The organism is Sinorhizobium sp. 8-89 (assembly GCF_030124325.1).
Taxonomy (GTDB): Bacteria; Pseudomonadota; Alphaproteobacteria; order Rhizobiales; family Rhizobiaceae; genus Sinorhizobium.
Genome location: NZ_JASKLR010000029.1, coordinates 41501 through 63470, shown reverse-complemented (window position 1 = coordinate 63470; position 21970 = coordinate 41501). Strand labels below are relative to the sequence as shown.

The 21970-nt window shown below is 58.0% G+C and carries 18 protein-coding genes and 7 pseudogenes; 11 read left to right on the top strand and 14 right to left on the bottom strand.

Annotation, left to right across the window (positions count from 1 at the left end; translation table 11 throughout):
* Positions 1 to 273: 273 nt before the first annotated feature.
* The 7 genes and pseudogenes from QN219_RS29565 to QN219_RS29535 form a co-directional block, all read right to left on the bottom strand.
* Positions 274 to 1584, bottom strand: coding sequence for a helix-turn-helix domain-containing protein (locus tag QN219_RS29565; RefSeq protein ID WP_284003944.1), 1311 nt, complete (start codon positions 1582 to 1584; stop codon positions 274 to 276).
* Positions 1585 to 1688: 104 nt separating this feature from the next.
* Entirely contained in the window at positions 1689 to 2294 is a 606-nt protein-coding gene (locus QN219_RS29560) for a hypothetical protein (RefSeq protein WP_284003943.1), read from the bottom strand.
* A 318-nt stretch (positions 2295 to 2612) separates the two neighbouring features.
* Entirely contained in the window at positions 2613 to 2984 is a 372-nt protein-coding gene (locus QN219_RS29555; protein WP_284003942.1) for a hypothetical protein, read from the bottom strand.
* A gap of 115 nt (positions 2985 to 3099) precedes the next feature.
* Positions 3100 to 3765 (bottom strand): hypothetical protein, encoded by a 666-nt coding sequence (locus tag QN219_RS29550; protein WP_284003940.1) that lies wholly within the window; start codon positions 3763 to 3765, stop codon positions 3100 to 3102.
* Positions 3766 to 4039: 274 nt separating this feature from the next.
* Positions 4040 to 4246, bottom strand: a complete 207-nt coding sequence (locus QN219_RS29545; protein ID WP_284003939.1) for a hypothetical protein — start codon at positions 4244 to 4246, stop codon at positions 4040 to 4042.
* 437 nt (positions 4247 to 4683) lie between these two features.
* Positions 4684 to 4893 (bottom strand): annotated as a pseudogene (locus QN219_RS29540) (hypothetical protein); the annotation flags it as partial.
* A gap of 71 nt (positions 4894 to 4964) precedes the next feature.
* Complete coding sequence (locus tag QN219_RS29535) at positions 4965 to 5999, bottom strand: LacI family DNA-binding transcriptional regulator (RefSeq protein WP_284003938.1); 1035 nt, start codon at positions 5997 to 5999, stop codon at positions 4965 to 4967.
* A 154-nt stretch (positions 6000 to 6153) separates the two neighbouring features.
* On the opposite strand from QN219_RS29535, the gene QN219_RS29530 reads away from it, so the two are divergent.
* The 6 genes and pseudogenes from QN219_RS29530 to QN219_RS29505 form a co-directional block, all read left to right on the top strand.
* Entirely contained in the window at positions 6154 to 7128 is a 975-nt protein-coding gene (locus QN219_RS29530) for a sugar ABC transporter substrate-binding protein (protein WP_405052286.1), read from the top strand.
* Between the two features lie 107 nt (positions 7129 to 7235).
* Positions 7236 to 7442 carry a hypothetical protein gene (locus QN219_RS29525; RefSeq protein ID WP_405052285.1) on the top strand — a complete coding sequence of 69 codons (207 nt, stop codon included), beginning with the start codon at positions 7236 to 7238 and terminating at the stop codon, positions 7440 to 7442.
* A pseudogene (locus QN219_RS29520) lies at positions 7418 to 7655 on the top strand (sugar ABC transporter ATP-binding protein); the annotation flags it as partial. The gene QN219_RS29525 and the pseudogene QN219_RS29520, both read left to right, overlap by 25 nt.
* A 106-nt stretch (positions 7656 to 7761) precedes the next feature.
* Positions 7762 to 8667, top strand: a complete 906-nt coding sequence (locus tag QN219_RS29515; RefSeq protein ID WP_284003936.1) for a sugar phosphate isomerase/epimerase — start codon at positions 7762 to 7764, stop codon at positions 8665 to 8667.
* Positions 8664 to 9689 carry a Gfo/Idh/MocA family oxidoreductase gene (locus QN219_RS29510; protein ID WP_284003934.1) on the top strand — a complete coding sequence of 342 codons (1026 nt, stop codon included), beginning with the start codon at positions 8664 to 8666 and terminating at the stop codon, positions 9687 to 9689. Before QN219_RS29515 ends, QN219_RS29510 begins: the two co-directional genes overlap by 4 nt.
* A gap of 33 nt (positions 9690 to 9722) precedes the next feature.
* Positions 9723 to 9839, top strand: a pseudogene (locus QN219_RS29505) (gfo/Idh/MocA family oxidoreductase); the annotation flags it as partial.
* Positions 9840 to 9862: 23 nt separating this feature from the next.
* On the opposite strand, the pseudogene istA reads toward QN219_RS29505, so the two are convergent.
* The 4 genes and pseudogenes from istA to QN219_RS34075 form a co-directional block, all read right to left on the bottom strand.
* A pseudogene (istA, locus tag QN219_RS29500) lies at positions 9863 to 10603 on the bottom strand (IS21 family transposase); the annotation flags it as partial.
* Between the two features lie 326 nt (positions 10604 to 10929).
* Positions 10930 to 11784 (bottom strand): nucleotidyl transferase AbiEii/AbiGii toxin family protein, encoded by an 855-nt coding sequence (locus tag QN219_RS29495; RefSeq protein ID WP_284003933.1) that lies wholly within the window; start codon positions 11782 to 11784, stop codon positions 10930 to 10932.
* Positions 11774 to 12295 (bottom strand): type IV toxin-antitoxin system AbiEi family antitoxin domain-containing protein, encoded by a 522-nt coding sequence (locus QN219_RS34080; RefSeq protein ID WP_309486640.1) that lies wholly within the window; start codon positions 12293 to 12295, stop codon positions 11774 to 11776. The genes QN219_RS29495 and QN219_RS34080 overlap by 11 nt, the downstream gene beginning before the upstream one ends.
* A 24-nt stretch (positions 12296 to 12319) precedes the next feature.
* Positions 12320 to 12619, bottom strand: a pseudogene (locus QN219_RS34075) (AbiEi antitoxin N-terminal domain-containing protein); the annotation flags it as partial.
* Positions 12620 to 12813: 194 nt separating this feature from the next.
* Between QN219_RS34075 and QN219_RS29485 the strand changes: the two are divergent.
* Positions 12814 to 14187 (top strand): hypothetical protein, encoded by a 1374-nt coding sequence (locus QN219_RS29485; protein WP_284003931.1) that lies wholly within the window; start codon positions 12814 to 12816, stop codon positions 14185 to 14187.
* Here the strand turns inward: QN219_RS29485 and QN219_RS29480 are convergent.
* Together QN219_RS29480 and QN219_RS29475 are read right to left on the bottom strand one after the other, a co-directional pair.
* The gene (locus QN219_RS29480) at positions 14184 to 14873 is read right to left on the bottom strand and encodes a DUF7002 family protein (RefSeq protein ID WP_284003930.1); all 690 of its coding nucleotides are present in this window, start codon (positions 14871 to 14873) and stop codon (positions 14184 to 14186) included. The genes QN219_RS29485 and QN219_RS29480 overlap by 4 nt on opposite strands.
* Positions 14866 to 16467 carry an adenylosuccinate synthetase gene (locus QN219_RS29475; protein ID WP_284003928.1) on the bottom strand — a complete coding sequence of 534 codons (1602 nt, stop codon included), beginning with the start codon at positions 16465 to 16467 and terminating at the stop codon, positions 14866 to 14868. The genes QN219_RS29480 and QN219_RS29475 overlap by 8 nt, the downstream gene beginning before the upstream one ends.
* A 79-nt stretch (positions 16468 to 16546) precedes the next feature.
* Here QN219_RS29475 and QN219_RS29470 point away from each other — a divergent pair, with 79 nt between their 5' ends.
* The 4 genes and pseudogenes from QN219_RS29470 to QN219_RS29455 all read left to right on the top strand — a co-directional run bounded on the left by QN219_RS29470 (position 16547) and on the right by QN219_RS29455 (position 21010).
* Positions 16547 to 17095 (top strand): hypothetical protein, encoded by a 549-nt coding sequence (locus QN219_RS29470; protein WP_284003927.1) that lies wholly within the window; start codon positions 16547 to 16549, stop codon positions 17093 to 17095.
* A 391-nt stretch (positions 17096 to 17486) separates the two neighbouring features.
* Positions 17487 to 18395 (top strand): tyrosine-type recombinase/integrase, encoded by a 909-nt coding sequence (locus tag QN219_RS29465; RefSeq protein ID WP_284003926.1) that lies wholly within the window; start codon positions 17487 to 17489, stop codon positions 18393 to 18395.
* A 3-nt stretch (positions 18396 to 18398) separates the two neighbouring features.
* Positions 18399 to 19591 (top strand): annotated as a pseudogene (locus QN219_RS29460) (IS91 family transposase).
* A 708-nt stretch (positions 19592 to 20299) separates the two neighbouring features.
* Entirely contained in the window at positions 20300 to 21010 is a 711-nt protein-coding gene (locus QN219_RS29455; protein WP_284003924.1) for a toll/interleukin-1 receptor domain-containing protein, read from the top strand.
* A gap of 417 nt (positions 21011 to 21427) precedes the next feature.
* Here the strand turns inward: QN219_RS29455 and QN219_RS29450 are convergent.
* Positions 21428 to 21946 (bottom strand): annotated as a pseudogene (locus QN219_RS29450) (anion permease); the annotation flags it as partial.
* Positions 21947 to 21970 lie beyond the last annotated feature (24 nt).

The following is a 21970-nucleotide window of genomic DNA, read 5'->3' as shown; positions in this document are numbered from 1 at the left end:
AAGGCAATGACTCGGCCGCGCAACGCAATCGGATGTGATTTGCCCATCGTGTCCCTCCCGTCGAAGGCAGGGAATCACAGCCAATCCGATTTGGGAATCCTGAATCCTAAAAACCGCGACGTGCTTTAGTTTGTCTGCCTGAGGCGGTTACGGGCCGAGCGCTGGCGATGCCGCCGCAGGCATCTTGAAGACGAATTGGGCTTCGCATTTATGCTGTGCCAACAGGTACAATTTTTCTTTCGCCAACAACGACAGCGCCGCATTGGCGCGGGTCTACTTCTTTTGCAGTCGCCGCAGCTCGGCATTGACCACGTCAATTGACACGGTGCTGAAATCGAATTGCTCGTAGAGCGGTAACAGGAAGCTTTGTAAGATTTCAGCGAGGTTATCTTCAATTTGTGTGGCGGTGACTTGCATTTCGAGCACTTTCCGGTCGCTCATGCTTGTTCCACGTCGGATGGCATACATCCTGTCAAAAATGGAGGCTATTTGCCGGCCTTTGAGACCGGTGTATTCAGCCCGCATCCTGATTCCCGCATCGCCCTCATAGGTTCTGGCTAGCCGTGCGACATACAGCATCGTCTCACCAACTCTCCATATGGGCATGGTGGCGTCAAACGCCGTTGCTGGTTTTGCCTTTTCGGTGAAATCTTCCTCAAAGCCGCGTATTTCATACAGCAGGCCACGGGGATCGACGCGCCAGAAGTCGGCATGATGATCGCCATAGCGCCCTTCGTTCTCATAACCCAACCACGCTTCAATGACGTTGTCCACCGGATGAGGGCCAATCGGCGAGCGTCCGATGTTGACGAATGGCCCCCAGCCGGTGAGCTGTATTTGGTCGGCCTCGCGCAGCCGGTCCATCATCCGCTTCAGCGAGCTTTCCGGCACACCGATGAATTCGAAGGACAGTTGATAGTGTCCGTTGGCCAGACGGGCGCCTGCGTCGACCGGCAGATTGCCCACCAGTGATTTCCATCGTTCGAAAGATTCCGCCGTGAATTCCTTGAGTAAGTCAGTGGCGGGCGCGGTAGAGGTGACCGTATGGCCCTGCAGGATGGTGCGGATGGAATCCAACATGCTTTCGCGGCCAGCCTGGATGCAACGATTGAACAGCGTCCGCCATTCCTCTGCCGTGGTCGGCTCCTCGCTTTTCGGGCCTGCTTTGCGGATATAGACGCGGTTTTGCTGGATGACTTTCTCTTCGAGCCGCGTGCACATCACCGGCACGGTCGAGGGCGGGACATGAATGAAGGCATGTTCAATGCCGGTTTCAGGATGGGCCTCGAAACTGACATCAAAGTGCATTTTTGGATCGGCATACCGGTTGATGGCCGAGTTGACGGTATCGGTCGAGTATCGTGGTATCTCAGTGGGTCGAGGAAGAGATTCGAGCTTTTCCTCGCCTTCTCCTCGCATGCCCATGACGATGGTGCCGCCACCGTGGTTCGCGAGCGCGATAGCAGCTTTAGCGAGCGTTGCCTTGCCTTTGTTTCCACTCAGGTCCAGCCAGCTTTTATATTCGTTGGAAAGCGTCTCGTTGGGATAGGTTAGGAACGCCAAAAGTTCTTGCTGGCTGGCCATTGTTCACACTCTTCAGCAGATTTGGACTTAGGTTTTGGCGGTGCTTCAGGCTTCGGAAATGCTTTTTCTCCTTAGCTTGTCGCATAGATTAACAGGCAGCCCAGTCAGCGGTCGTCATTTGCCTGCCTCTTTCTAGTTTTTGAATGTGATCGACCTTTAAGCTCCGCGATGCGGGATTCTATAGCGCCGGCAAGAGCCTCAAACTTCGGTGCGAGCGCTTCGGCTTGATCGAGGAGTTGTTGTTCTATGCCCACTCGGTAGCATTCGCTGATGTGCCAGGACGAGATTTTCACCTCGCTTCGGACCTTACGTTCTAGCTTTCGCAGATCGGTGACATTGGCCGCCAACGATAGGGCGTCGGAAATCTGATCGTATTTGCTAGCCTTCTCAACAAGCACCGCTTCCCACCGAGATCTGGTGATGGCGCGGGCGTCATCCGAAAGCGTGTTATGCTGCCTCGGACTGCCTGCTGCGTGGGCGAGCGCTTCATTCTTGGCGTGCTCCTCCGACCGATATGGGTCTGAGAAGTATGGATCATCATCATTTTCCCCTTTGGCAATGCAGTACTTCCAGCCGCCGTCGGAGGGAAAGACGGTTAACCGCTGGCCACCGTATAGTATCATGGGATTGCCTCGATCCGAGGTCTGCCAGTGCGCATAGTATTTCCGGACATCTGACTTCTTGCCAAACAGCCAATCGAAAAGTCCCATGACATTTCCTTCAATCGCTCCGAGCATTTTTGTGCGATCGTCCCTAGAAGATGTCAAGCGGGAGGTTTGCGGCCAAAAATGGAGAATGTCTCCCGCTGCCTTACTGAGAGGCGGTGTCCAACCAGCGGGCTCGAAGCCGCCCTCAGATTTGTGAGTATTCAGGAGTCTCAATCTGACCAGCGGATTTTGTGTCCCCTAAGGTGTCTCGTATCGCTTGCCCACTGGATCTGCGCCTGAGTGCTGGCGCTCGTGATCAGCGGACGCAACGCATCGACAAGAGGGTCGAGTACCTCCAAGCACAGCCTTGGTAACGGCAGCCTACAAATTGTAGTTGCTGGGGTATCGAAAATCGAAGTCTCGATTCTTTTCGGTTATTTCGCGTGCAAATACTTCGATGTTTGCGATGGAAGGAATGCCCAACGCTAGGCACTTCCCGTAGATATTCTCTATGTTGTGGCCAAGCTGCCTATGCTGCAGCTCCTTCTTGCTGACGCCACGTGCGGCCAGAAAAGACTTCAGCAGCACCTCGAATGCATGAGCCATCATAAAATACTTGGCATGCATCATCTGACCATCATGCTCGGAAAGGCGGCGAAACGCTTCAAGATACTCTTCACCGCGGGCGAAAAGTTGGCCCGCATACAGTCCGAGTGGCTCGGGCATTTCGATAATGCGAGATGTTGTCTCCATAATTCTGCTATTCGATGCCGTCGGGTTTTGAGGTCGTCATTGGCCCGGCCTGATTGCTTCGACTTCGTAAGCTTGTCGAGGCATTAGCTTGAGTTCAAAGAAGGATGGTAGGCTGTCACTCAAGTTTCAGACGTTCCCATTCGGTGATTAAGGAGGAGTAGTATTCTCGGAACACCAGCTCTTCATTTCCTCTTAATGGAGTGGTTTGAGGCGAGAAAAATGTTCGACGAAGAATGTCGATAATTCGCATGTCATTTGGATCAGGTTCGGGCAGAGCTTGCTGCATCGCCCACAGCCCTAATCTACCCCCCTCATCAGGAAGCGCGGGATCCTCGCTGAAATAGGGATACACAACACGTGTGTACTCGCCTCTAACATGGGCATGTAGGGCGTCCCGTATGCGAATGATGCCCCCAACATCCCCAAATTGAAGATTCCCGTGAACACTCTTCGGCACGATTTGGACAGGTTCATTTGACCAACGCAGCTTCGCGCCAAGCAACTCGATTACCCCGTCTTTAAGAAGTGGGTATAGCCGCGTAAAATTCTTGTTTGACCGTATGCGATCATCGGTCATTTCCGAAAGGTCTGCGTCGCCGGCGATGTGCTTCTTTACATCGGACCAAAAAGGTTGATAGAAATCACCGCCTTTGCTTCTGTTTCCGCCTTCTTCTTTTCTACGGTCGAGTCGAATATCTTCTTTCAAAATCGAACGCCGCACGGACTGAGCTGCATAGAATAATTGCAGGACCTTGCGCAGCGGAATATCCAGAACTGACATGAATGCCTCGGTGTAGCAAAAACAGAAAACGACTTTTCACAACTTGTAATATCAATCTAGATTAATCAGTGCCAGTCCGTAACCTAGTGGATTGGAGTCTTCAATCTCGGGGGCGAACTGGCTCCGGCCTACTGTTAGTAACGGCCAGACCGGCATTCCAGCTCAGGACGATCCGGGAAATCGGTATTCCCCATCACAGTCGCTGGTCACTGTATTCACCACGGCCATGCAGAGCTCGGCGACATGCCATTAAAGCTGCCGGAGAAAGACAACATCAACCAGTGTATTCTTCCACACTACCGGCAAGGTCGTTCCACTCCTCTATACCAAGTACGTGCTCCATGAGGGCAATCTTCAAGCCAGTGAACTGCTCCGCTAGGTCGGTGAGGTGGCTCTTCGTTGTGCAACCGAATTCGAGGGCCAGAGACACTTCCGGTGGCGGGCCGACGAATTCGCGCTCCAGCCTCTGAAAACATGCCATCACCATTTGGCCTGCCATGGGCGCGCAAAACCCGCGCAACGAAGCTAGGAAGCGCCGGAGCACTGACAATCCAGGCAGCCTCTGTAACCGACTCGGAGGTCGATTCGTCTAGGTAGGCGCGCGTGGCGTCATCGAGGTAGGCGGACCGGATCTCGTGCAATCCTCCTAGCAGGCCGTCTGCGCCCTGTCGAACCGCGTTTTCCTCGACCAGTCGGGCCAGCGCCTTCGCCATCCGCGGACCGTTGCAACCGAGGCGATCCCGCAGAACTCGGCCTTCGATTGTCGCTCCATAGCGTCCGGGAAATACGATGCGACCGAGCAGTTGAAGTTCGTCGAATCGATCTTCTGCCAACCGCCGGCGCACCTGCTCGGCGAGCGTCTGCTCGAGCCTTTGTCGCTCGCTGCGTACCATCTTCGCAACATGGCGGCGCATTCTTAATCCCTGACCCGTGAAGTTCTTGGTCGTCATCGCCTTCCCAGGGCGAGGGCATAGAGGCGCGATTGGGATTGGCCGACGGCATCGGCATCCAGCACTTCAATTCGGGCTCGGCGTATTCGATGATGCGGCCGGGCGAGTAATCAGCGGCGCGCCAGCCTTCTAGGCCGAACTGATCGCCATTCGACCAGTACGCGAGGTCAACTTCTGCCGGCCAGAAAGGTGGCCGAGCTTTGCGGCCAGCTAACTTCGCAATCGTGTCAGGTGCACCCTACGGGAATCTCACATGTTCTCGGGGGTTACGATTTCGAAGGCAATGGTGCGCTGAATCGTGCTGCTCAGCGGACCCTGCGTGATCGTCTCGATCATCGTCTGCACCAGAACCGCAGAAGTCTGTTCCAACGGATGACAGAGAGCTGCGGTAATCATCCCCTCTGACAGGCCTTTTCGCGTATCCGGACCAATGTCCCTGCATACGAGACGGATGCTTCGGCGCCGCTCTTGAGGAACTTCCCGGAGCGCCCGCAAGACCCCGGAGATACCGCCCCCAACGATCAGGATGCCCGACAGGTCATCCGTTGTTGCCAACAGTTCCTTGACCATCCGGTAGGCCTCATTCGGCTCCTCGTGAGTGGGGCGGCTGTCCTCAATGGTCAAATGCGGCGCGTGTTCCCGCATATAGGAGCGGAAGCTTGCATCGGCGACGTCCTGACACTGGTAGCGGTGGTTGCCGATGAATACAGCAATCCGCCCCGGCTCGGGCGTCATGTGCCCGATAAGCCATGCCGCCGTCCGCCCCATTTTCCAATTATCGGCCCCAACGTAAGCGGCTCTTTCCCGGGCTGATTGATCGGTAATATATGCGGTGACCGGCTTGCGGTGGTCGTGCAGTTCGCGGATGGCCTGTGCGATGACGGGATGATCTGCGGCGATTACGGCGACGGCGTCACAGGCTTCACCAAGGGCCTTCAATCGACCTGCGATATTCTCAGGCGTTAAAAGATCCACGAAATCGATCACCGGATCGACGACCTCATCACGCCTTGCGCGGCACGCCTCGACGATCTTCTTGCCGAAGAGCTGGTACAGCTCCCGGCTGGATTGCTGCAGCAGAAAGCCAAGCCGATATTTTGGCACGGACTTGCGCAGCCGGTCCTCGATTGCGCCGACGCCGTAAAAGCCGATGCGCTCCGCGGCAGCCTGGACGAGCTGCACCGTGGTACCTTTAACCGAAGCGGTACCGGTAAGGATCCTGTTGACCGTTGAGATGGAGACGTCCGCCTCCTTGGCAAGATCGGCAATGGTCGGCCGACGCATGATGTTCTCCCTCTCCCGGCGATGATTGTATCATTGTGAATGACACTGCATGATACTTTTTGCAATTCTAGTATGATTTGCCATTTCTGAAATTTCAAGCAACCGATATGTTTCTCCTCACGGTCATGCCAGGGAGGCGGACGAGGAGATTGAGATGACTAAATTTCGCCGTCTGGCGGCAACTGTGTCGGCTGCCGCCATCATCACATGCACTGCAACGGCCGTTATGGCCGCCAACATCTTCGTTGTGGGCGGCAAGCCGGATGACCCATTCTGGTCGATCGTGAAGCGTGGCGCCGAGGATGCAGGCAAGGTGGTGGAGGCGCAGGGCGGTAAGGTAACTTGGCTCGGACCGCAGAACTACGACAACCTTGGTGTCGACGCGGCGGAACTGATCCGTCAGGCCATCGACCAGGGCGCGGATGCCATCGTTGGCCCTGACTGGGTGCCAGAAGCCATGGACCCCGCCTTCAAAGCGGTTGTCGACGCAAAAATTCCGCTGGTCATCTATAATGCCGGGGGCATTGAAGCTGCCGATCGCCTGGGCGCGATGAACTATGTCGGTTCCAACGATTATCTGTCCGGCAAGGCTGCGGGGACCTATTTCGCCAAGCATGACCTGAAGAACGCGGTCTGCCTCAACACCTTGCCCGGCGCGGCGAACATCGAAGCCTTCTGCAAGGGCATGATCGACGGGGTGACCGAGGGTGGTGGCGTCGGCTCGTCCTTGCCGCTGCCGGCAACCTCCTTCGGCTCGGCGACGGCCGTGGCGCAGGCCTTGAAGGCGCACCTGCTGCAAAACCCGGACATCAAAGCCGTGTTTGCTATCGGCAACGTCGACACCAACTCGGCGGTCAACGGGGTGACGCAGGCCGGCAAGCAGGGTCAGGTGCACGTCTGCGGCATGAACATGGACGAAACAATCCTGAACAACATCAAGAGCGGCACCCAGCTTTGCGCGATCGACCAGCAGGGTTACCTGCAGGGCTATCTGGCGGTCTCGATCCTGAATGGCAACGTCAACTTCGGCCTCACCGTGCCGACCCGGGAAATTCTGACCGGTCCCGGCGTGATCGACAAGGAGAACGTCGACGCCACCTTAGCGGGTGTGCAGGCGGGTGCCCGCTGAGCCTCGGCTGAACGTCGTGAAGCTGCCTGTCGCTTGAGGCAGGCTGCTTCCAGTTTTCCAATAGCGGTGGCCGTCAGCGGTCATACCGCTTCGTTGGTGGTAATAAAATGAACACGACAAGTGTCCATGTCTCCTCGGTCCCTTCAGGTGACCAGAATATCAAAGCGACCATCGGCCAGCTTTCCCGTCGCCCTGAAGCGGGCTCGCTCCTGGGCTTGATCGCGGTGTTCGTCTTCTTCGCCCTGGTGGGCGGCCAGGCTTTTCTGTCCCCTGCCGGCTATGCGAGCTGGCTCAACGTCGCCGCCTGGCAGTGATCTTCATCACCCACCAGGTCATGCACGCCATGACGGTGGGTGATCACTTCGCCGTGCTCATCCGTGGAGCCATCGCTGCCGATTTCCGCAGGGGGGAGAAGACCCGTGAGGAGAGATCTGATGGCGGGCGGGGAAACCATGGCTGATCTGGAGGCTCAAATCGAGACTTACATGGATTCGCACGAGGGTCAGCCACCGCCGCCAGCCCAGTAATCGCTGACGGCATCACAAACGAATTGCGCAACACGCACAGCTCCGGAGGCGCCGAAAAGGCCGCCGCCGGAAAAGGGAAAACTGCGTCCGGAATCTGGAGGTCACAATGAAAATCGCACTCGACCCGTTCATGCATCGGCATCTCTCGCTCGAGGCGTTGCCCAGGAAGGTAAAGGAACTCGGCTACGACTGGATCGAACTATCGCCGCGCGGCGATTTCCTCGAATGGTTCAAGGCGCCACGCGTCTTTCCCGAGCGGATCAAAAGCTTCAAGAAAGCGCTTTCCGATGCCGATGTCGGCATCGCCTCGCTGCTGCCGATGTATCGCTGGGCCTCCAATGACGAGGCCGAGCGCCAGGCCGCGGTGAAACATTGGAAGCGGGCCATCGAGATCTGCGTCGAACTGGGCGTCGACACGATGAACTCGGAGTTCGGCCGCGGTCCACACCCGGACAAGGGTTCCTGCTACTGCTGCCATACCGGCTCGATGATCGAGGCCTGCGAAGACGCCTGGTGGCGGTCGATGGAAGAGCTCGTGCCGGTCTTCGAGCGTGAGGGGATCATGCTCCACGTCGAGCCGCACCCGGAAGACTGGTGCGAGACACTGCAGCCGGCGCTCGACATCATCCGCACGGTCAATTCGAAGAACGTCAAGTTCCTCTACTGCGCGCCCCACACCTTCTATTTCGGCGACGACACCAAGGCGATGCTGCGCGAGGCCAGGGACGTCCTTGCCCATGTCCATGTCGGTGACACGTTCAACCACAAGGCCAGCTCTGGTCTGAGATATATCCTCAATCCGCCGGGCACCAACGCCCGGGTACACCAGCACCTTAACATCGGTCAGGGCGAGGTGCCCTGGGACGAATTCTTCGGCACGCTGGCGGAAGTGGGCTTCGACGGCATCATGACCGCATGCGTCTTCGCCTGGGAGGACAAGGCAGACCAGAGCTGCACCTTCATGCGCACCGAAATGCAGCGCTACATCGACAAGTACTGGGGGGCGAAATGACTCTCCAGGTTGGTGTCATCGGCACGGGTATGATCGGCCAGGATCATATCCGCCGCCTTACGAAAGTCCTTTCTGGCGTCGAGGTCGTCGGTGTCACCGACATCGACCAGGCCCGCGCCGCTGCTGCCGCCCCCGAAGGAGCGGAGGTGTTCGCCACCCCCACGGCTTTGATTTCTGCGGATAAAGTGCAGGCCGTGGTCATCTGCTCCTGGGGACCGGCGCATGAGGAGCAGCTGCTCGCCTCTATCGCCGCCGGTAAGCCGGTCCTCTGCGAAAAGCCCTTGGTGACATCCGAGGCGGCCGCGCTTCGCGTGATGGAAGCCGAAGTGGCCTTTGGCCGGCGTCTCGTGCAGGTAGGTTTCATGCGGCGTTTCGATGCCGACTATCGCCGCCTGAAAGCCGTGATCGATGAGCGGAAACTTGGCGCGCCGTTGATGTTCCATTCCGTGCATCGCAATGCTTCAGTGCCCGAGGGCCTCTACACGTCCGAGATGCCGCTTAACGACACGCTCGTACATGACGCAGACATCTCCCGCTGGCTCCTGTCGGACGAGATCGCCGGGGTCGAAGTGCGCATGCCGCGCCGATCCTCGCGTGGTGGCGAACTGCGCGATCCGGTCTTCGTGCTCCTGCGCCTGGCGTCGGGCGTACTGGTCGATGTCGAGATTTCGGTGAATATCTCCTATGGCTATGACATCCGCGGCGAGGTCAGCTGCGAGGCGGGCGTCGCCGCACTGCCGAACCGCCCCGCAACGGTGATCTCGGATTCAAGCGGCATCCGTCAGGCGATCCCCGAGGACTGGCGCGAGCGCTTCATCGAAGCATACGACCAGGAGTTCCGCGAATGGATCGTGGCCGCCCATGAGGGCACCGCGACTGGTCCTTCTACCTGGGATGGATACGCGGCCACGCTGGTGGCCGATGCCGCTCTGCGTGCCGCGGCAAGCGGCGGGCTTGAACCAGTCAACATAATCGCGAAACCCAGTCTTTACGGACCTCCGACTGCCGTGGCGGCGGAATGAATCGGTGGGCCACCTTTCAGGAAAGATGATCCGATGATCAATAGAGAAAGAACGATTTCCCGCCCGCTTCGCTGGGGCATGATCGGCGGCGGGCGCACCGGGCAGGTGGGCTACAAGCATCGCACCGGTGCGCTGCGTGATGGCACCTACCTGAGTCGATGCCGCGCATCCTAAACGTTCTTCTCGACCTGTCCCTTCTCCCAGCCCGACGCCGGATTGCAGAACTCGGGTTCGAACAGATAGTGGCTGGCCATCGCCAGGAAGCGGACATTGACGTCGCGCTCCTTGCCGCGCCCGACCTTGTCGATCGCCGTCTTCATGTTGTCGTAGATGCCGCGGCGAGGAATGCCGCCAAAGACACGGAACGCATGATTGTGGGCGTCGAACAGCATCTCGTGTGTCTGCAGGAGATAGGCTCGGACAATGAAGGTGCGGCTGTAGCTCAGCTTCGTATGGGCCACCTACAGCTTGGTCCGCTCATTGCCGATGATCGCCCAGTCCTCGGACCAGTCGAACTGGAACGCTTCACCGGGTGCGAATGCCAAAGGCACGAATGTTCCGCGTCCCGACGTCTGAAGCTCTCTCTGCCGATCGGCTCTCCAATCCCGAGCGAAAGCGGCGACACGGCAATAAGAACCCTCGTAGCCCAAGCTCAGCAGGTCGGCATGGAGCTGTTTAAGAGTCCGCTTCTGTTTGCGGGATTTGTTGGCTTCCGTCTTCAGCCAGGCCGATAGCCGGTCGGCAAAGGGATCAAGCTTGCTCGGGCGCTCCGGAACTTTGAACTTCGGCTCCACACCATTCAGGCGCAGGTATTTACGGATGGTGTTCCGGGACAAGCCGGTCCTGCGGCATATCTCCCGGATCGATAGATGCTCTCGAAAATGCCAGCGTCGGATCACGCTTAATAACGCCATGTCGATCACTCCATAGCTCCCGCTGAAAACACGCGGAGCAAGGTTCAAAACATGGGTCAATTCTCGATGAAAATATCACGCAATGCCGGATCACTTCTCAGTGCAAATCAACACACTCCACCTTCAAGGTGACTGCGAATTCACGGTGCCGTTCCCTATGCTGTCATTGTGCTCGTAGCGGAGACCCCGTGTCCTGGTTTTTGGTTACGTCGAGTAATCCAATCTGAGAGCTCGCATACGGGCATTCGCAGGGGCGCCGCTGCGCTAGGCCAACATTCCCTCTATCGCCCGACGCTGCTCGGCATGCTTTGTCGGATTGTCCCGTCTTAGCTTAGCGAGGTTGAGCAGCTTCCACCGAACGGCGGGCAAATCAGCGGCTTGCGGCAAGCCGATTGACTCGAAGTCCGGCTCAGCATCATGAAGCGAGAGCAGGAAGCGCATTCGTTTTCGTCAAGCCGATCGCTCAGGTCCTTTGCCAACCTCGACCTCACTTCCACCAATTCGTCGAGCGTGACCGACTTGGTCGTCATACCCTCGAACTCCTTCATGAAGACCTGATCGAGGGCGGAAAACGATGGCCTGATGAGCTCATGCGGCGGTCGACCCGAACTGGCAACATAAACGAGGAACGTTCGAAACAGCGCGTCCGTCAGTCCCTCGTTCTCATAGAGCAGCATGACGTCGTAAAGGTCGCGCGGATGTTGCCGATCAACTGCCGCGTGAAGCTTGCCACCGAAAAGATCCTCGAATGAGAGAACCTGCATCTCAGCGAACCCGAACGTGTCGGCCACGAGGTCGCTGACGATACGCAGTTCGGTCGGATGCACTGTCCCGCGTGCAACCGGAGACGCCTCGATTTTGATCTCGGCACCGCCTTGCCGAACCAGAACGCGCGTGTCGTTGTTACCGCCACCGGCGATCCGTTGGACCGTCACGCCGCTCAGGTTGCGCAGAAGATCTTCCCGAATGTGCTCAAGTGAGCTGTCAATGCCCTTTAGCGTCGTGTCACGATCTTCGATGGGTAGATAGGTGAGGTCAATATCGACCGACAGTCGGGGCATGTTGCGATAAAACAGATTGATGGCGGTCCCACCCTTGAGCGCAAATGCCTGATGACGCGCGATATAGGGCAACGTACGGACCAGCAGTTCGACCTGTCGCATGTATTGTTCACGCGCCATCGTCGGCTTCCTTCGGCATTAGGTTGGCTGGGATTGTTATACGGTAAAGGGGATGAAGCCGTCCGCCACTCGCCAGTGCCCGGTCGCCACGCCCCATGTCGATCCTCGACATATCGATGTACCTGCGCCAGGCATGCGAATGCTTGTCAGCATAGACGAAGAACAGCCGTTTGACCTTGACGCTCTGGCATTTCTCAAGCAGCGCGGTCAGCAGTTTCGGGCGGAGATTTACGAGACCCTCAAACAGGGTGTCGATCGTGTCGAAGCTCTCGGATGTCGGCAACTCGTCCATCGCCTCGAGGATCGCTCGTTCCGCGGAAGACATTTTGATCGGCCAACGCCAGGGACTGGATGCGAGCTCGCTATCCGAACCGTCGGACAAGTCGAATTCGGTGTCCTCGACGCCAAAAGTGTCGCCGTTGAACAAGGCGTCGCTTCTGTGTACCACGCGAGCATCCATTCGCAGCTTGAGCAGCCAGCGAGGAACATCCGGTCCGTAGAGTTTGAGCACGAAACTACCTCCCAGCGGCAGATAGTGCGAATGGCCGCGGAGGCTCAGCGCGCTTATTCCTCCGACGTGAAACTCGTGCCTCATTATCCACTGAGCCGACAGTAGCGGGATCTTCCATCCATTGCGTACTTCTAGGTTCTCTCCATGCGCGAAGGGGCGACGGAAAAGACCCTGCATCACTCGTTCGAGCCATCCCCGCTTGACGTAGGCTGAGACAGATTGCCGGGAGACGGCACGTCGGGTCATCCATGCCGTGTCCACTAGGAAGCCCGGGGGCACGGCCTGCAAAAGATGCTTTAGCTTTGACCCTGTATGTCCATCCATGATTGACATTATAGCCCATACTTAAAGCCAATGCGAGGACATCTTTACATGCCTGGAAATATGTCAATTAACGATGGACAAAATTGATGTCATCCAAAGTGGGCGCTGCCCTCATGCGCTCTACACCCCGAAAAGGGTTGTTAGTAAGGCCGCAGATTTGTAAGAGCGAGCAACAACAGCGACCGGGAGGACTAATGCCGCTTCATAAAGACGAAATCCTCAACTCCTTGGCTGCGACCGCGAATGTGGCGCAATTCGCAAGCTTTCGCCCCAGCCAAAATGGCTCTCTCGTCCAAAGCTATTGCAGGATAACCGGGTATGAGGAAAACCACCGCTTTTCGAGTGTCCGGGAGGCGATCGTTGCCCTGCTGGCCAACAGCTCTGACAAAATGGTGAATATCAGAAGCTACGAACCGCAAAGTCCACGGAGCCGCGAATTCATTTACGGCTTGAGTTCGGCTGATGCCGTTGTGGCTGAACTTCAGCGGCTATCCGCCGAGCGGCTACACCTGATTGTCAACGAAACGATCGACGTCGAAGACGGTGGCGTCTCTGGCGTGGCGCAGGGGCAATTAATCGAGTTTTCACCGGACGATACGCCGCGTTGTGTGGAAAAACCTGGCGTAGCCTCGTTGCCATTTCCACTCGGAATGAAAGTTCTGGAGACTGTCTACGGCTTCGCTCCCGACCTGAGCTTTGCAGCAAATGCTCGCGTCGAATTCAGCATCCACCCTAAGCCGCGTGGATATCATCAGCGGCATACGATCATATGGGAGTACGAGAGGGACACGCCTAATTTCCTATCTCCTCCGATAAGTTGGCCGAACCGATTTAGCCGCCACCTTGGAGATAAAGCTTTCGGTCTACTTATAGCGGATTCCCTCGGGTTACCCGTCCCCAAGACCACCGTCGTGGGAAGACGTGTCGCGCCATTTACCTTCGGTCGGGAGACGGGGTCCTTTGAAGTTTGGACGAGAACCTCTCCAGTCGAACCCCAGCCTGGACTCTATACGACGGTCAAGGGGTGGCTCGATCCGTTTGCACTTCTGTTGAAGGAAGATCCAGAGGGAACCCAGCTTCGGTCTGTCCTATGTCAATCTGCAGTCCGAGCGAAATACTCCGGAGCGGCCGTTGCTGGTGCGAAGGATCTGATAATAGTCGAAGGCCGACGCGGGGAAGGTGACCGCTTTATGCTCGGCCTAGACTCACCCGAAGATCTCCCTGCGTTTGTGATCGAAAATGTGCGAGCAACGTATTCGGTGCTGGCAAGCCGGCTTGGGCCGGTGCGATTTGAGTGGGTGCATGATGGTGATGTCGTCTGGATCGTACAGCTGCACTGTGGCGCGACTGGCACGCAGGCAGATGTCATTGTTCCGGGTGAGGCAAAATCTTGGGTTGAATTCACGACTGCGGCGGGGCTTGAAGCCCTGCGTGAGTTGCTTGCGACGCTTTCCGAGGGACAAGGTATCTTGATTGTCGGCAGCGTTGGCTTGACGAGCCACGTTGCCGACCTTCTCAGAAAAGCGAAATTCCCTGCGAGGCTCAAACCGACGGTCGACAGAGCTTAGGGGCGGTCGGTGGCACCAGCCCGTTCACTCCGCCAGATCTCTTCCACAATTTGGTCGTCCTGCACGCGATGGACGGCTAATACGTGTGCTGCGACATCCGGTACCGAGTGGTCAACGACAAGCTCCACCACGTTGTCTTCCTTCCGACGTTTGGATCTTTCTCTAAATGGGAAGTCAGCGACACGTCGGAATGTATCATTTCCCCGCGGTTGAGGATTAAAAAGCGTCGAACCGCTGTTTATGGGACTGAGCCATATCCTCTCACGATGTGCGGCCACCAAACCGGCGGTATCGATTGTCAGCACGGTTTGAGGCTGTTCGCGATAGGCCCGAGCTCTCAGCAACCTCCAAATTCTCTCGGAGGACAACCAGAAGAAGCTGCGCGAGTTGAGAATCTCGTACCACTCCTGTGGAGTAAGCCCATCTTGCAGACAGCGTGCCAGTAGATGATCACGCATCGGCTTCTGATCTCTGATAACCGCACCCATCAAGCCTTGGCGTTGCAGTCCGACGGAGTCGGGGCGCCGCTGAGATTCGAGTGCAAAGCGACGTTCGCCATCGACAGCATATAAGTCGAGCAATGCGCTCGCACTCAGCAACCCATGTTGCTCGATGGCGGGCCATGCGCCATCGTGCGCCATATGATAAAGACGCGGATATGTCGCTATAAGTTCCTCTTCAGTCATTCCATTTCCTTTGGTCGATCAGACCGTCGCGCCCAAAGCCTTTGGAAATCAAAGACACCGGCACATTGCATATTCGCTCAACGTCGGAAATGAATTTCTGGGCTCCGGCGTTTAGATCATTGAAGCTCACCGCTGAAACATTTTCCGCTCCGAGATAGTCTACGAACGTGAGGGCGATATCGGTCGCTCCATTCCAGTAGACTGAGCGCCTCATGCGTTCCCAATCAAATTCGGCCATCCGGCGGCTTTTACCTGATACGCTTCCAATTTCTGTTTTTCCGATTTGCTCAACCGGCAAGCCCGAACGCTGCGCGATATCGTCAAAACTGATTTCGACCCCCATCGGTCCCGACTCGCCACCGACCCGGATTGGATAGGTACGAGCAACCACGACAACGCGCCTGAGCTTTGTGAAGGGGACACCTGCATCCGAGAGACACCCCGTGGCTGAGGTTTCCCGAGAGGTGACATGCGGATAAGACCCATGGTGAATGCTGAGATCAGTGCCCTGAGTGCCCTCCAACATGATTTTCTTGCCGCTCGCCAGCACTTGCTCAATCCTTTGACTGACATTGCCAATATATGGCTGAAGTGCCTCGATCTGGCGAGCGAGTCTGACAGGAGGCCCCCACTCGAGCTCACCGTCTCTTCCAAGAATTTTGCGTGCGGCTGCTGATCCTACACCCTGTTTAGTCGACGAAATTCCGGCGAGCAGCTTTTCCTCAATCTCTCTGTCCTTTTCCTCGATGATCATTGCCTGAGGGTCGATCAGAAGCCCGCCTTTCTTCAGCCAGGGGTGATCATCGATTTCTTTCAGTAGCGTCTCCAGCCATATTGTCGAGCCGGCTGCGATGTAAATTTCGGCTTCTTGGTTTGATCCTGTGCCGGATGGGAGCTGCCGATAGGTGTATTCAGGATTCTTCACCTTGTGGCCAGCATTCGGTCCCCCAACTCGGACCAAAACGTCATACTCATGCGCAAGAAGGGCGCAAATATTACCCTTTCCCTCGCTTCCCCATTGGCCCCCGACGAATAAATCGACGTAAGAAGGAGGCGTCGCTACAGAAAGACGGCCGGCCGTTACGTAAGTTACACATGACGGCACTTCGGACTTTTCAGTGTAGACAACGACGTCCGCAATCGCAGCAAGGCTCTCGATTTCCGCCTCTATTAGGTCGGCCTTTGCCTCCTCGTAGGTTGCAGTTTGGTCTCCAAGGCTAGCTCGCTCTCGGTAGCGCTTTTCGAGAACGTCATCAGGGGCTGTCAAATGGAAATGGTGAACGTTTTCGGCTCCGAACCGATCTCTAAGGCCTCTTACTTGGGCAGCGATTCGAGCGCTATCAACGAGCAGAAAGCTTTTGTCGGTATTAGGGATCGCTGCACTCACTGCGTCAGCAACCCAAGAACCGTTCGTTTCCATATCAAGTTCAGCGCCAGCCTGTTGCAGAGGCTTACGCTCGTCAGCAACTTGCTTAACCTTCAAGATGTATTTTCTGGTGGAAACCTTCTCGCAAGGATAGCGGCGCATAAGTTCGTCTGAAAATGCTGTTTTTCCGACGGCTATCGGACCTGAAAGGACAATTACCTGCTTCAACTCTTGCTCCCGCCCCGAGTGTCGACCACGATCGACCATAGGTAGCAGTGTCGAAGTGATTCGCTCAAGGGAGATGATGATGAATGCTCAAGTCGCTGTTAAAATTAAATCCGGGCCGAGCATCATGTTGGCAAGTGGAAACTGGTTCGATCTTCTCGATCCCTGGAACAGCGAGTTCACAATTGAGGATATAGCACAAGGTCTAGCGAACATCTGCCGGTTTTCCGGCCAATGCAGGGATTTCTACTCAGTTGCCGAGCATTCAATGCATGTCTGTGATACCGTGGAGGAATTCCAGCTTGAGGCACTGCTGCATGATGCCGCGGAGGCGTTTGTCGGTGACATCACCCGTCCGCTGAAGCAGCTTTTGCCTCAATACAAGGAAATAGAAGCTAACGTGGAGGACGCGGTAAATCGTCGCTTCAACTTAGACCCGAGATCGAAGTCCGCCGTCAAAGCGGCAGATTTGCGCGTTCTTGCGGCGGAGCAAGCTCAACTTATGCCATTGGGCACCGATTTTTGGGCTGCCGCTTTGAACGTAAAGCCGGCTGCCATTCAAATCGGCTTCTTCCGCCCGGAAAAAGCGCGCGAACTCTTCCTAGAGAAATTCTCTTCGATGACCCGTTAGCCACCGGCCGGCAGGGGCAGAATGGCGTCATCGCGAAATTAGTCATCTTCCCAAGGCTTTGTCTCTGGCGATAAGGGGGCCGACGGTTCTGGTCCATTCAAAGCGAGGGATAGGAATCGACATCCTGGACAGGCGGCATGTCGCCGGCTTCCTCTCGTCTTAGTCGGGTGGAACGTTGCCGTTTGACGCCCCGCGGAACGAGCAAAGAGCGCTAGGAGCGGCTATTACCAATCGAATACTCTAACGTCGCGTTCGGGGCCGAAGAACGAACCCGCTGCGCGGGAGTGCGCCCGCGTTTGAGGTAGAGGGCACAGGCCGGTCGTCGCGTGTGCATTGAGCGTGGTTTGGCTGAGGCAGAGCATGGCGGGCTTCTTCAACAAGGAGCCTGACCATGACCCATCCCGTTCTCGATGCACCGATCAGCCCGCTACGTCAACGGCTAATCGATGACATGAACATGCGGCGTTTCTCGCGGGAAACGCAGCGCAACTATCTCCGTGACATCGGACGCTTGGCGACATTCCTCGGGCGTTCACCAGACACGGCAACCGCCGACGACCTGCGGCGGTTCCAGATCGAGCAGCAGGAGGATGGCGTTCCCGTGCCGACCATGAACAGCATCGTGTCGGCGCTGCGCTTCTTCTTTACCCATACGGTCGACCGGCCGGACCTGGCCCGCAAGCTGGTTCGTCTGGCGCATCCGCGCAAGCTGCCCGTGGTGCTCAGTCGCGATGAGGTCGCGCGCCTCCTCAACGCCACCACCTGCCTCAAACACCAAGTCGCGCTCTCGGTCGCCTATGGCGCAGGCCTGCGGGTCGCCGAGGTGTCGATGCTGAAGGTCGCCGACGTCGACAGTGAGCGCATGCTGTTGCGTGTCGAACGCGGCAAGGGCGGGCGCTATCGCAATGCCATGCTGTCGCCGGACCTGCTCACGCTTCTGCGTGAGTGGTGGAAGGTCGGACGTCAGCAAGGCGTGATGCACCGCGACGGCTGGCTGTTCCCAGGGCAGCACGCGATGAAGCCGATTAGCACGCGGCAGCTCTATCGTATCGTCGTCGAGGCGGCGCAGGCCGCCGACATCGCCAAGCGGGTCGGGCCGCACACGCTGCGTCACAGCTTCGCGACACACCTGCTGGAGGACGGCACCGATATCCGGATCATCCAGGTCCTGCTCGGGCACGCCAAGCTGAACAGCACCGCCTTCTACACCAAGGTCGCGACCCGGACAGTGCGCACGGTCACGAGTCCGTTCGACAAGCTCGGGCTGTTCAAGCCGGGAGAGAACTCGCCCGAAGGCTGAGCCGTGCGCGCCTCGATCGAGGTCGCCGACATCTTCCGTGCCGCAGGACCCGCCTATCGGGCCGCCCATGCCGGCCAACTGAGCCTCGCCCAGCTCAAGGTGATGTCGGCGATCGAGAACTGCCGCACTGCTGCCCTTGGCGGTCATGTCGATGCCTGCGAGGACTGCGGCCACTGGCGCGTCGCCTACAACTCCTGCCGTAACCGCCACTGTCCCAAGTGCCAGGGCGCGGCAGCGCGGACATGGTTCGCCAAGCGTGAGGCCGACCTCTTGCCGGTCGGATACTTCCACGTTGTATTTACGTTGCCCACCGAGGTTGCCGACATTGCCTTCCAGAACAAGGCGCTCGTCTACGACCTGCTGTTTAAGGCAGCGTCGGAGACGATGCTGACGATCGCGGCTGATCCCAGGCACCTCGGAGCCAGGATTGGTATCACCGCCGTGCTTCACACCTGGGGCTCGGCGATGACCCACCATCCCCACGTGCACATGATCGTGCCGGGCGGCGGGATTGCACTCAACGCAAGCCACTGGATATCGTCGCGGCCGGCATTCCTGCTTCCGGTGCGTGTGCTCGGCAAGCTGTTCCGTCGATTGTTCCTCACCCGGCTGCTCGCGCTGTACGAGGTGGACCGGCTTACCTTCTTCGGATCGATGGCGCACCTCGCCGAGCGACGCGCCTTCCTGCGTCACTTGGCGCCGGTCCGGAAGAAGCACTGGGTGGTCTACGCGAAGGCGCCCTTCGCCGGACCGGAAGCAGTGCTCGCTTACCTGTCGCGATACACCCACCGGGTCGCGATCTCGAACAGCCGCCTGATCGCCTTCGACGCGAGCGGCATCACCTTCCGCTACAAGGATTATCGCCGCGCCGGCGCCGACCGGCAGCAGGTCATGACGCTCGGCGCTGACGAGTTCATCGCCGCTTCCTGCTCCATGTCCTGCCGCGAGGCTTCCACCGCATCCGGCACTACGGATTGCTCGCCGGCTCCGCCCGCAAGGCCAGCCTCCTGCTTGCGCGCGAACTGCTAAACATCGTCGCGCCGCCCGATGACGGCACCCCGAAAAAGCCGGAGGACTTCAGCCCGATATGCCCCTGCTGCGGCGGACGCATGGTCGTCATCGAGGTGTTCGAACGGTGGAGGCAGCCTCGTGGACCCCCGGACACTTCGAAAGCGAACCGGGAGACCGTCCCATGACCCGGCATGACATGCTTCAACCCCAAGCCGCAGGCGCTCAAACTCCGGCAACGGATCCACGCGTGCCCATGGTGATCATCGACGCCGACAGAGCCACAACCAGCCGTGTGCCGGGTCAACAACACCGCGCTGAGGCGCAACGAAGCGGCCCGTCCGCATCCAACCTGTTACCTCCCGGCGACGCGCCAGCCATCGCAGCCATCAGCCGAAATCCGAAATCTCCATAGCCTTCGCCCTGTGGCCCGCGGGTTCCTTCCTCGGGGACTTTCGTACGCCCGCCGGCGCCCGAAACTCTTCACGGAAGCTGAAGGTCGGCTTCCAGCTCACGCCTCAGGGATAGCGGACATTATGTTGGGGCCCGATAAGGTTGGACGACTTACGTGCCAGTGTGACCTTCTTCCCGACATGATCCCGCCAGAGAGCAAAACGCTTTAGGCGGTAGTCAACGAGATCAGGCGAAGTCCCAAACTTTTTCGCAATACCGTCAGAGCTCACCCGCTTTGCAACTTCTTCAATCATCGGAAAACGGGGAAGTATCTTGACACGGAACCTGCTCATTCCGAGCATGGTCTGGTGACAGAGAATCGCGCAGGAGGGCAGGCAAAGCAATGACCCCTGAGATGCGGCCCGGCGATCGGGGATGTTCACATACCGACCCTGAATGCGTTGGTTCAGCGAGCGACGGATTGGTGAAGGAGAAAGAAAGACATGGCTAGATGCACTGCACCGGCAAGGGGCCATCGCTCATCGGCCGCCGCAGCCGACTGTCCTGCATGCGGGGGCCGCTATGGCCGCTCTAGCGGTTACGGCGGATATGGCAGCGGCTATAGCAGCTCCGGATCATACTCGTCCCCTTCATACTCCTCCTCAAGGAGCAGCGGCGGGTCGGGGCGCCGCACCTCAAAGCCGCGCTGGTCGGGAGCCGGTTCGGCTGTGTGGTACACCCCTGAACAAGTGCAGGCGCTCACGCCGGTTCGCGAGAACGTCGAGAACCTAGCGGCGTCGCAGCCTGACCTTCGAGACGTGTTTCTCTGTCACGCGTGGGATGACAGGCAGGGCTCCGCTAAGGAACTGCATGATCTGCTCGAAGCGCGCGGTGTCCGCGTGTGGTTCAGCGAGAAAGACCTTGGCCTCGGGGTGCCGATGATGCGGGCTATCGACAAGGGCCTGGTGAATTCGCGCGTCGGTATAGTTTTGGTGACCCCGGCTATGTTGCGACGCCTCCCGGCAGAAGGCATCGCAGACAAAGAGCTTTCGGCGCTGCTCCGGCGAGAGCGGCTCGTCCCGGTTGTTCATGGAACGACCTATGAAGAGCTTGAGCAGGTCAGCCTCCTGCTAGCCTCCCGAGCAGGGCTGAATACTGCCGAAGAGTCGATGGCGGAAGTCGCCGCCAAAATCGCCGAACTGGTCGCTACTTAGTCAAATCGAGGGCGAAGCGATATTTTTCGGCGGATACCGAAGGTTTTCTGCGGCGACTTGGCTTCATCCTGCACTTCGACAAATTCGAAAGTGAGTGTCTGCTTTCGCGGGCTCCATCTCGGAGCCTCTGTGCCCGAGGGAGGCGCAAGACAGTCGCCCAGGTTACCTGCGGCGAAGGTCGGCTCGGAATCCAATTCGGTCCCTCCAGGTGTCGCCGTCAGCGGCACAGATGGGTGGCAGGCGGAAGTTCGCAGCATCAGTGCCAAATGGCTGCTTTGCGCCTTCAAGACCAGTCAAGTGATTTGCCTTGGCGTGACGTCTGCGGTTCGACTGGGCTCAAGGCTATAGGTCGTTCGCCGAACCCGTAGACCAGAAAGGGGCGCAGGCCCTCTCTAGCCTATTATGTCGATTGTCGTCGACCGGAATGCCGAGCCAGGTCGCGGCGAACAGCGTGATGGCGCCGCCGGTCACGGCACAGAAGCCCTGCATCGGGTTCAGCTTGGTGATCACCCCAGCCGCCGAACAGCGTACCGAGCTGCTCGCCGCTGGCAGGTGATCACCACCCAGAAGGGCACGTGGAATTCACAGGAGCACGGCGATGATGCCCACGGTCTTCTGCGCATCATTGCCGCTATGGCCGAGCAAATAGAGCGAGGCCGAAGCGAATTGCAGGCCCCGAGAAGGTGCTGTCGGCGGCAAACGGCGTCTGGTGCACGAACAGCCAGGAGACGATCAGCACCAGCAGGAGAGCGAGCACGAAGCCGATCTCGGGCGACATGACGATGGCACCGGCGGTCTTCAGGAGGCCGGACCAGACGAGCCGGCCTTTGCAAGGCTTGCACCGACAAGGCCGCCGAAGAGGGCGTGCGAGGAGCTCGACGGGATGGCGAAGACCCATGTCAGGATGTTCCAGGCGATGGTGCCGATCAATGCCGCAAGATGATTTGCGGCGGCGGCCAC

Bases quoted from the DNA above. Each gene is read 5' to 3' on its own strand.
- QN219_RS29565 (WP_284003944.1), bottom strand. From the start codon at position 1,584: ATGGCCAGCCAGCAAGAACTTTTGGCGTTCCTAACCTATCCCAACGAG.
- QN219_RS29560 (WP_284003943.1), bottom strand. From the start codon at position 2,294: ATGGGACTTTTCGATTGGCTGTTTGGCAAGAAGTCAGATGTCCGGAAA.
- QN219_RS29555 (WP_284003942.1), bottom strand. From the start codon at position 2,984: ATGGAGACAACATCTCGCATTATCGAAATGCCCGAGCCACTCGGACTG.
- QN219_RS29550 (WP_284003940.1), bottom strand. From the start codon at position 3,765: ATGTCAGTTCTGGATATTCCGCTGCGCAAGGTCCTGCAATTATTCTAT.
- QN219_RS29545 (WP_284003939.1), bottom strand. From the start codon at position 4,246: ATGGCATGTTTTCAGAGGCTGGAGCGCGAATTCGTCGGCCCGCCACCG.
- QN219_RS29535 (WP_284003938.1), bottom strand. From the start codon at position 5,999: ATGCGTCGGCCGACCATTGCCGATCTTGCCAAGGAGGCGGACGTCTCC.
- QN219_RS29530 (WP_405052286.1), top strand. From the start codon at position 6,154: ATGACTAAATTTCGCCGTCTGGCGGCAACTGTGTCGGCTGCCGCCATC.
- QN219_RS29525 (WP_405052285.1), top strand. From the start codon at position 7,236: ATGAACACGACAAGTGTCCATGTCTCCTCGGTCCCTTCAGGTGACCAG.
- QN219_RS29515 (WP_284003936.1), top strand. From the start codon at position 7,762: ATGAAAATCGCACTCGACCCGTTCATGCATCGGCATCTCTCGCTCGAG.
- QN219_RS29510 (WP_284003934.1), top strand. From the start codon at position 8,664: ATGACTCTCCAGGTTGGTGTCATCGGCACGGGTATGATCGGCCAGGAT.
- QN219_RS29495 (WP_284003933.1), bottom strand. From the start codon at position 11,784: ATGGCGCGTGAACAATACATGCGACAGGTCGAACTGCTGGTCCGTACG.
- QN219_RS29485 (WP_284003931.1), top strand. From the start codon at position 12,814: ATGCCGCTTCATAAAGACGAAATCCTCAACTCCTTGGCTGCGACCGCG.
- QN219_RS29480 (WP_284003930.1), bottom strand. From the start codon at position 14,873: ATGACTGAAGAGGAACTTATAGCGACATATCCGCGTCTTTATCATATG.
- QN219_RS29470 (WP_284003927.1), top strand. From the start codon at position 16,547: ATGAATGCTCAAGTCGCTGTTAAAATTAAATCCGGGCCGAGCATCATG.
- QN219_RS29465 (WP_284003926.1), top strand. From the start codon at position 17,487: ATGACCCATCCCGTTCTCGATGCACCGATCAGCCCGCTACGTCAACGG.
- QN219_RS29455 (WP_284003924.1), top strand. From the start codon at position 20,300: ATGGCTAGATGCACTGCACCGGCAAGGGGCCATCGCTCATCGGCCGCC.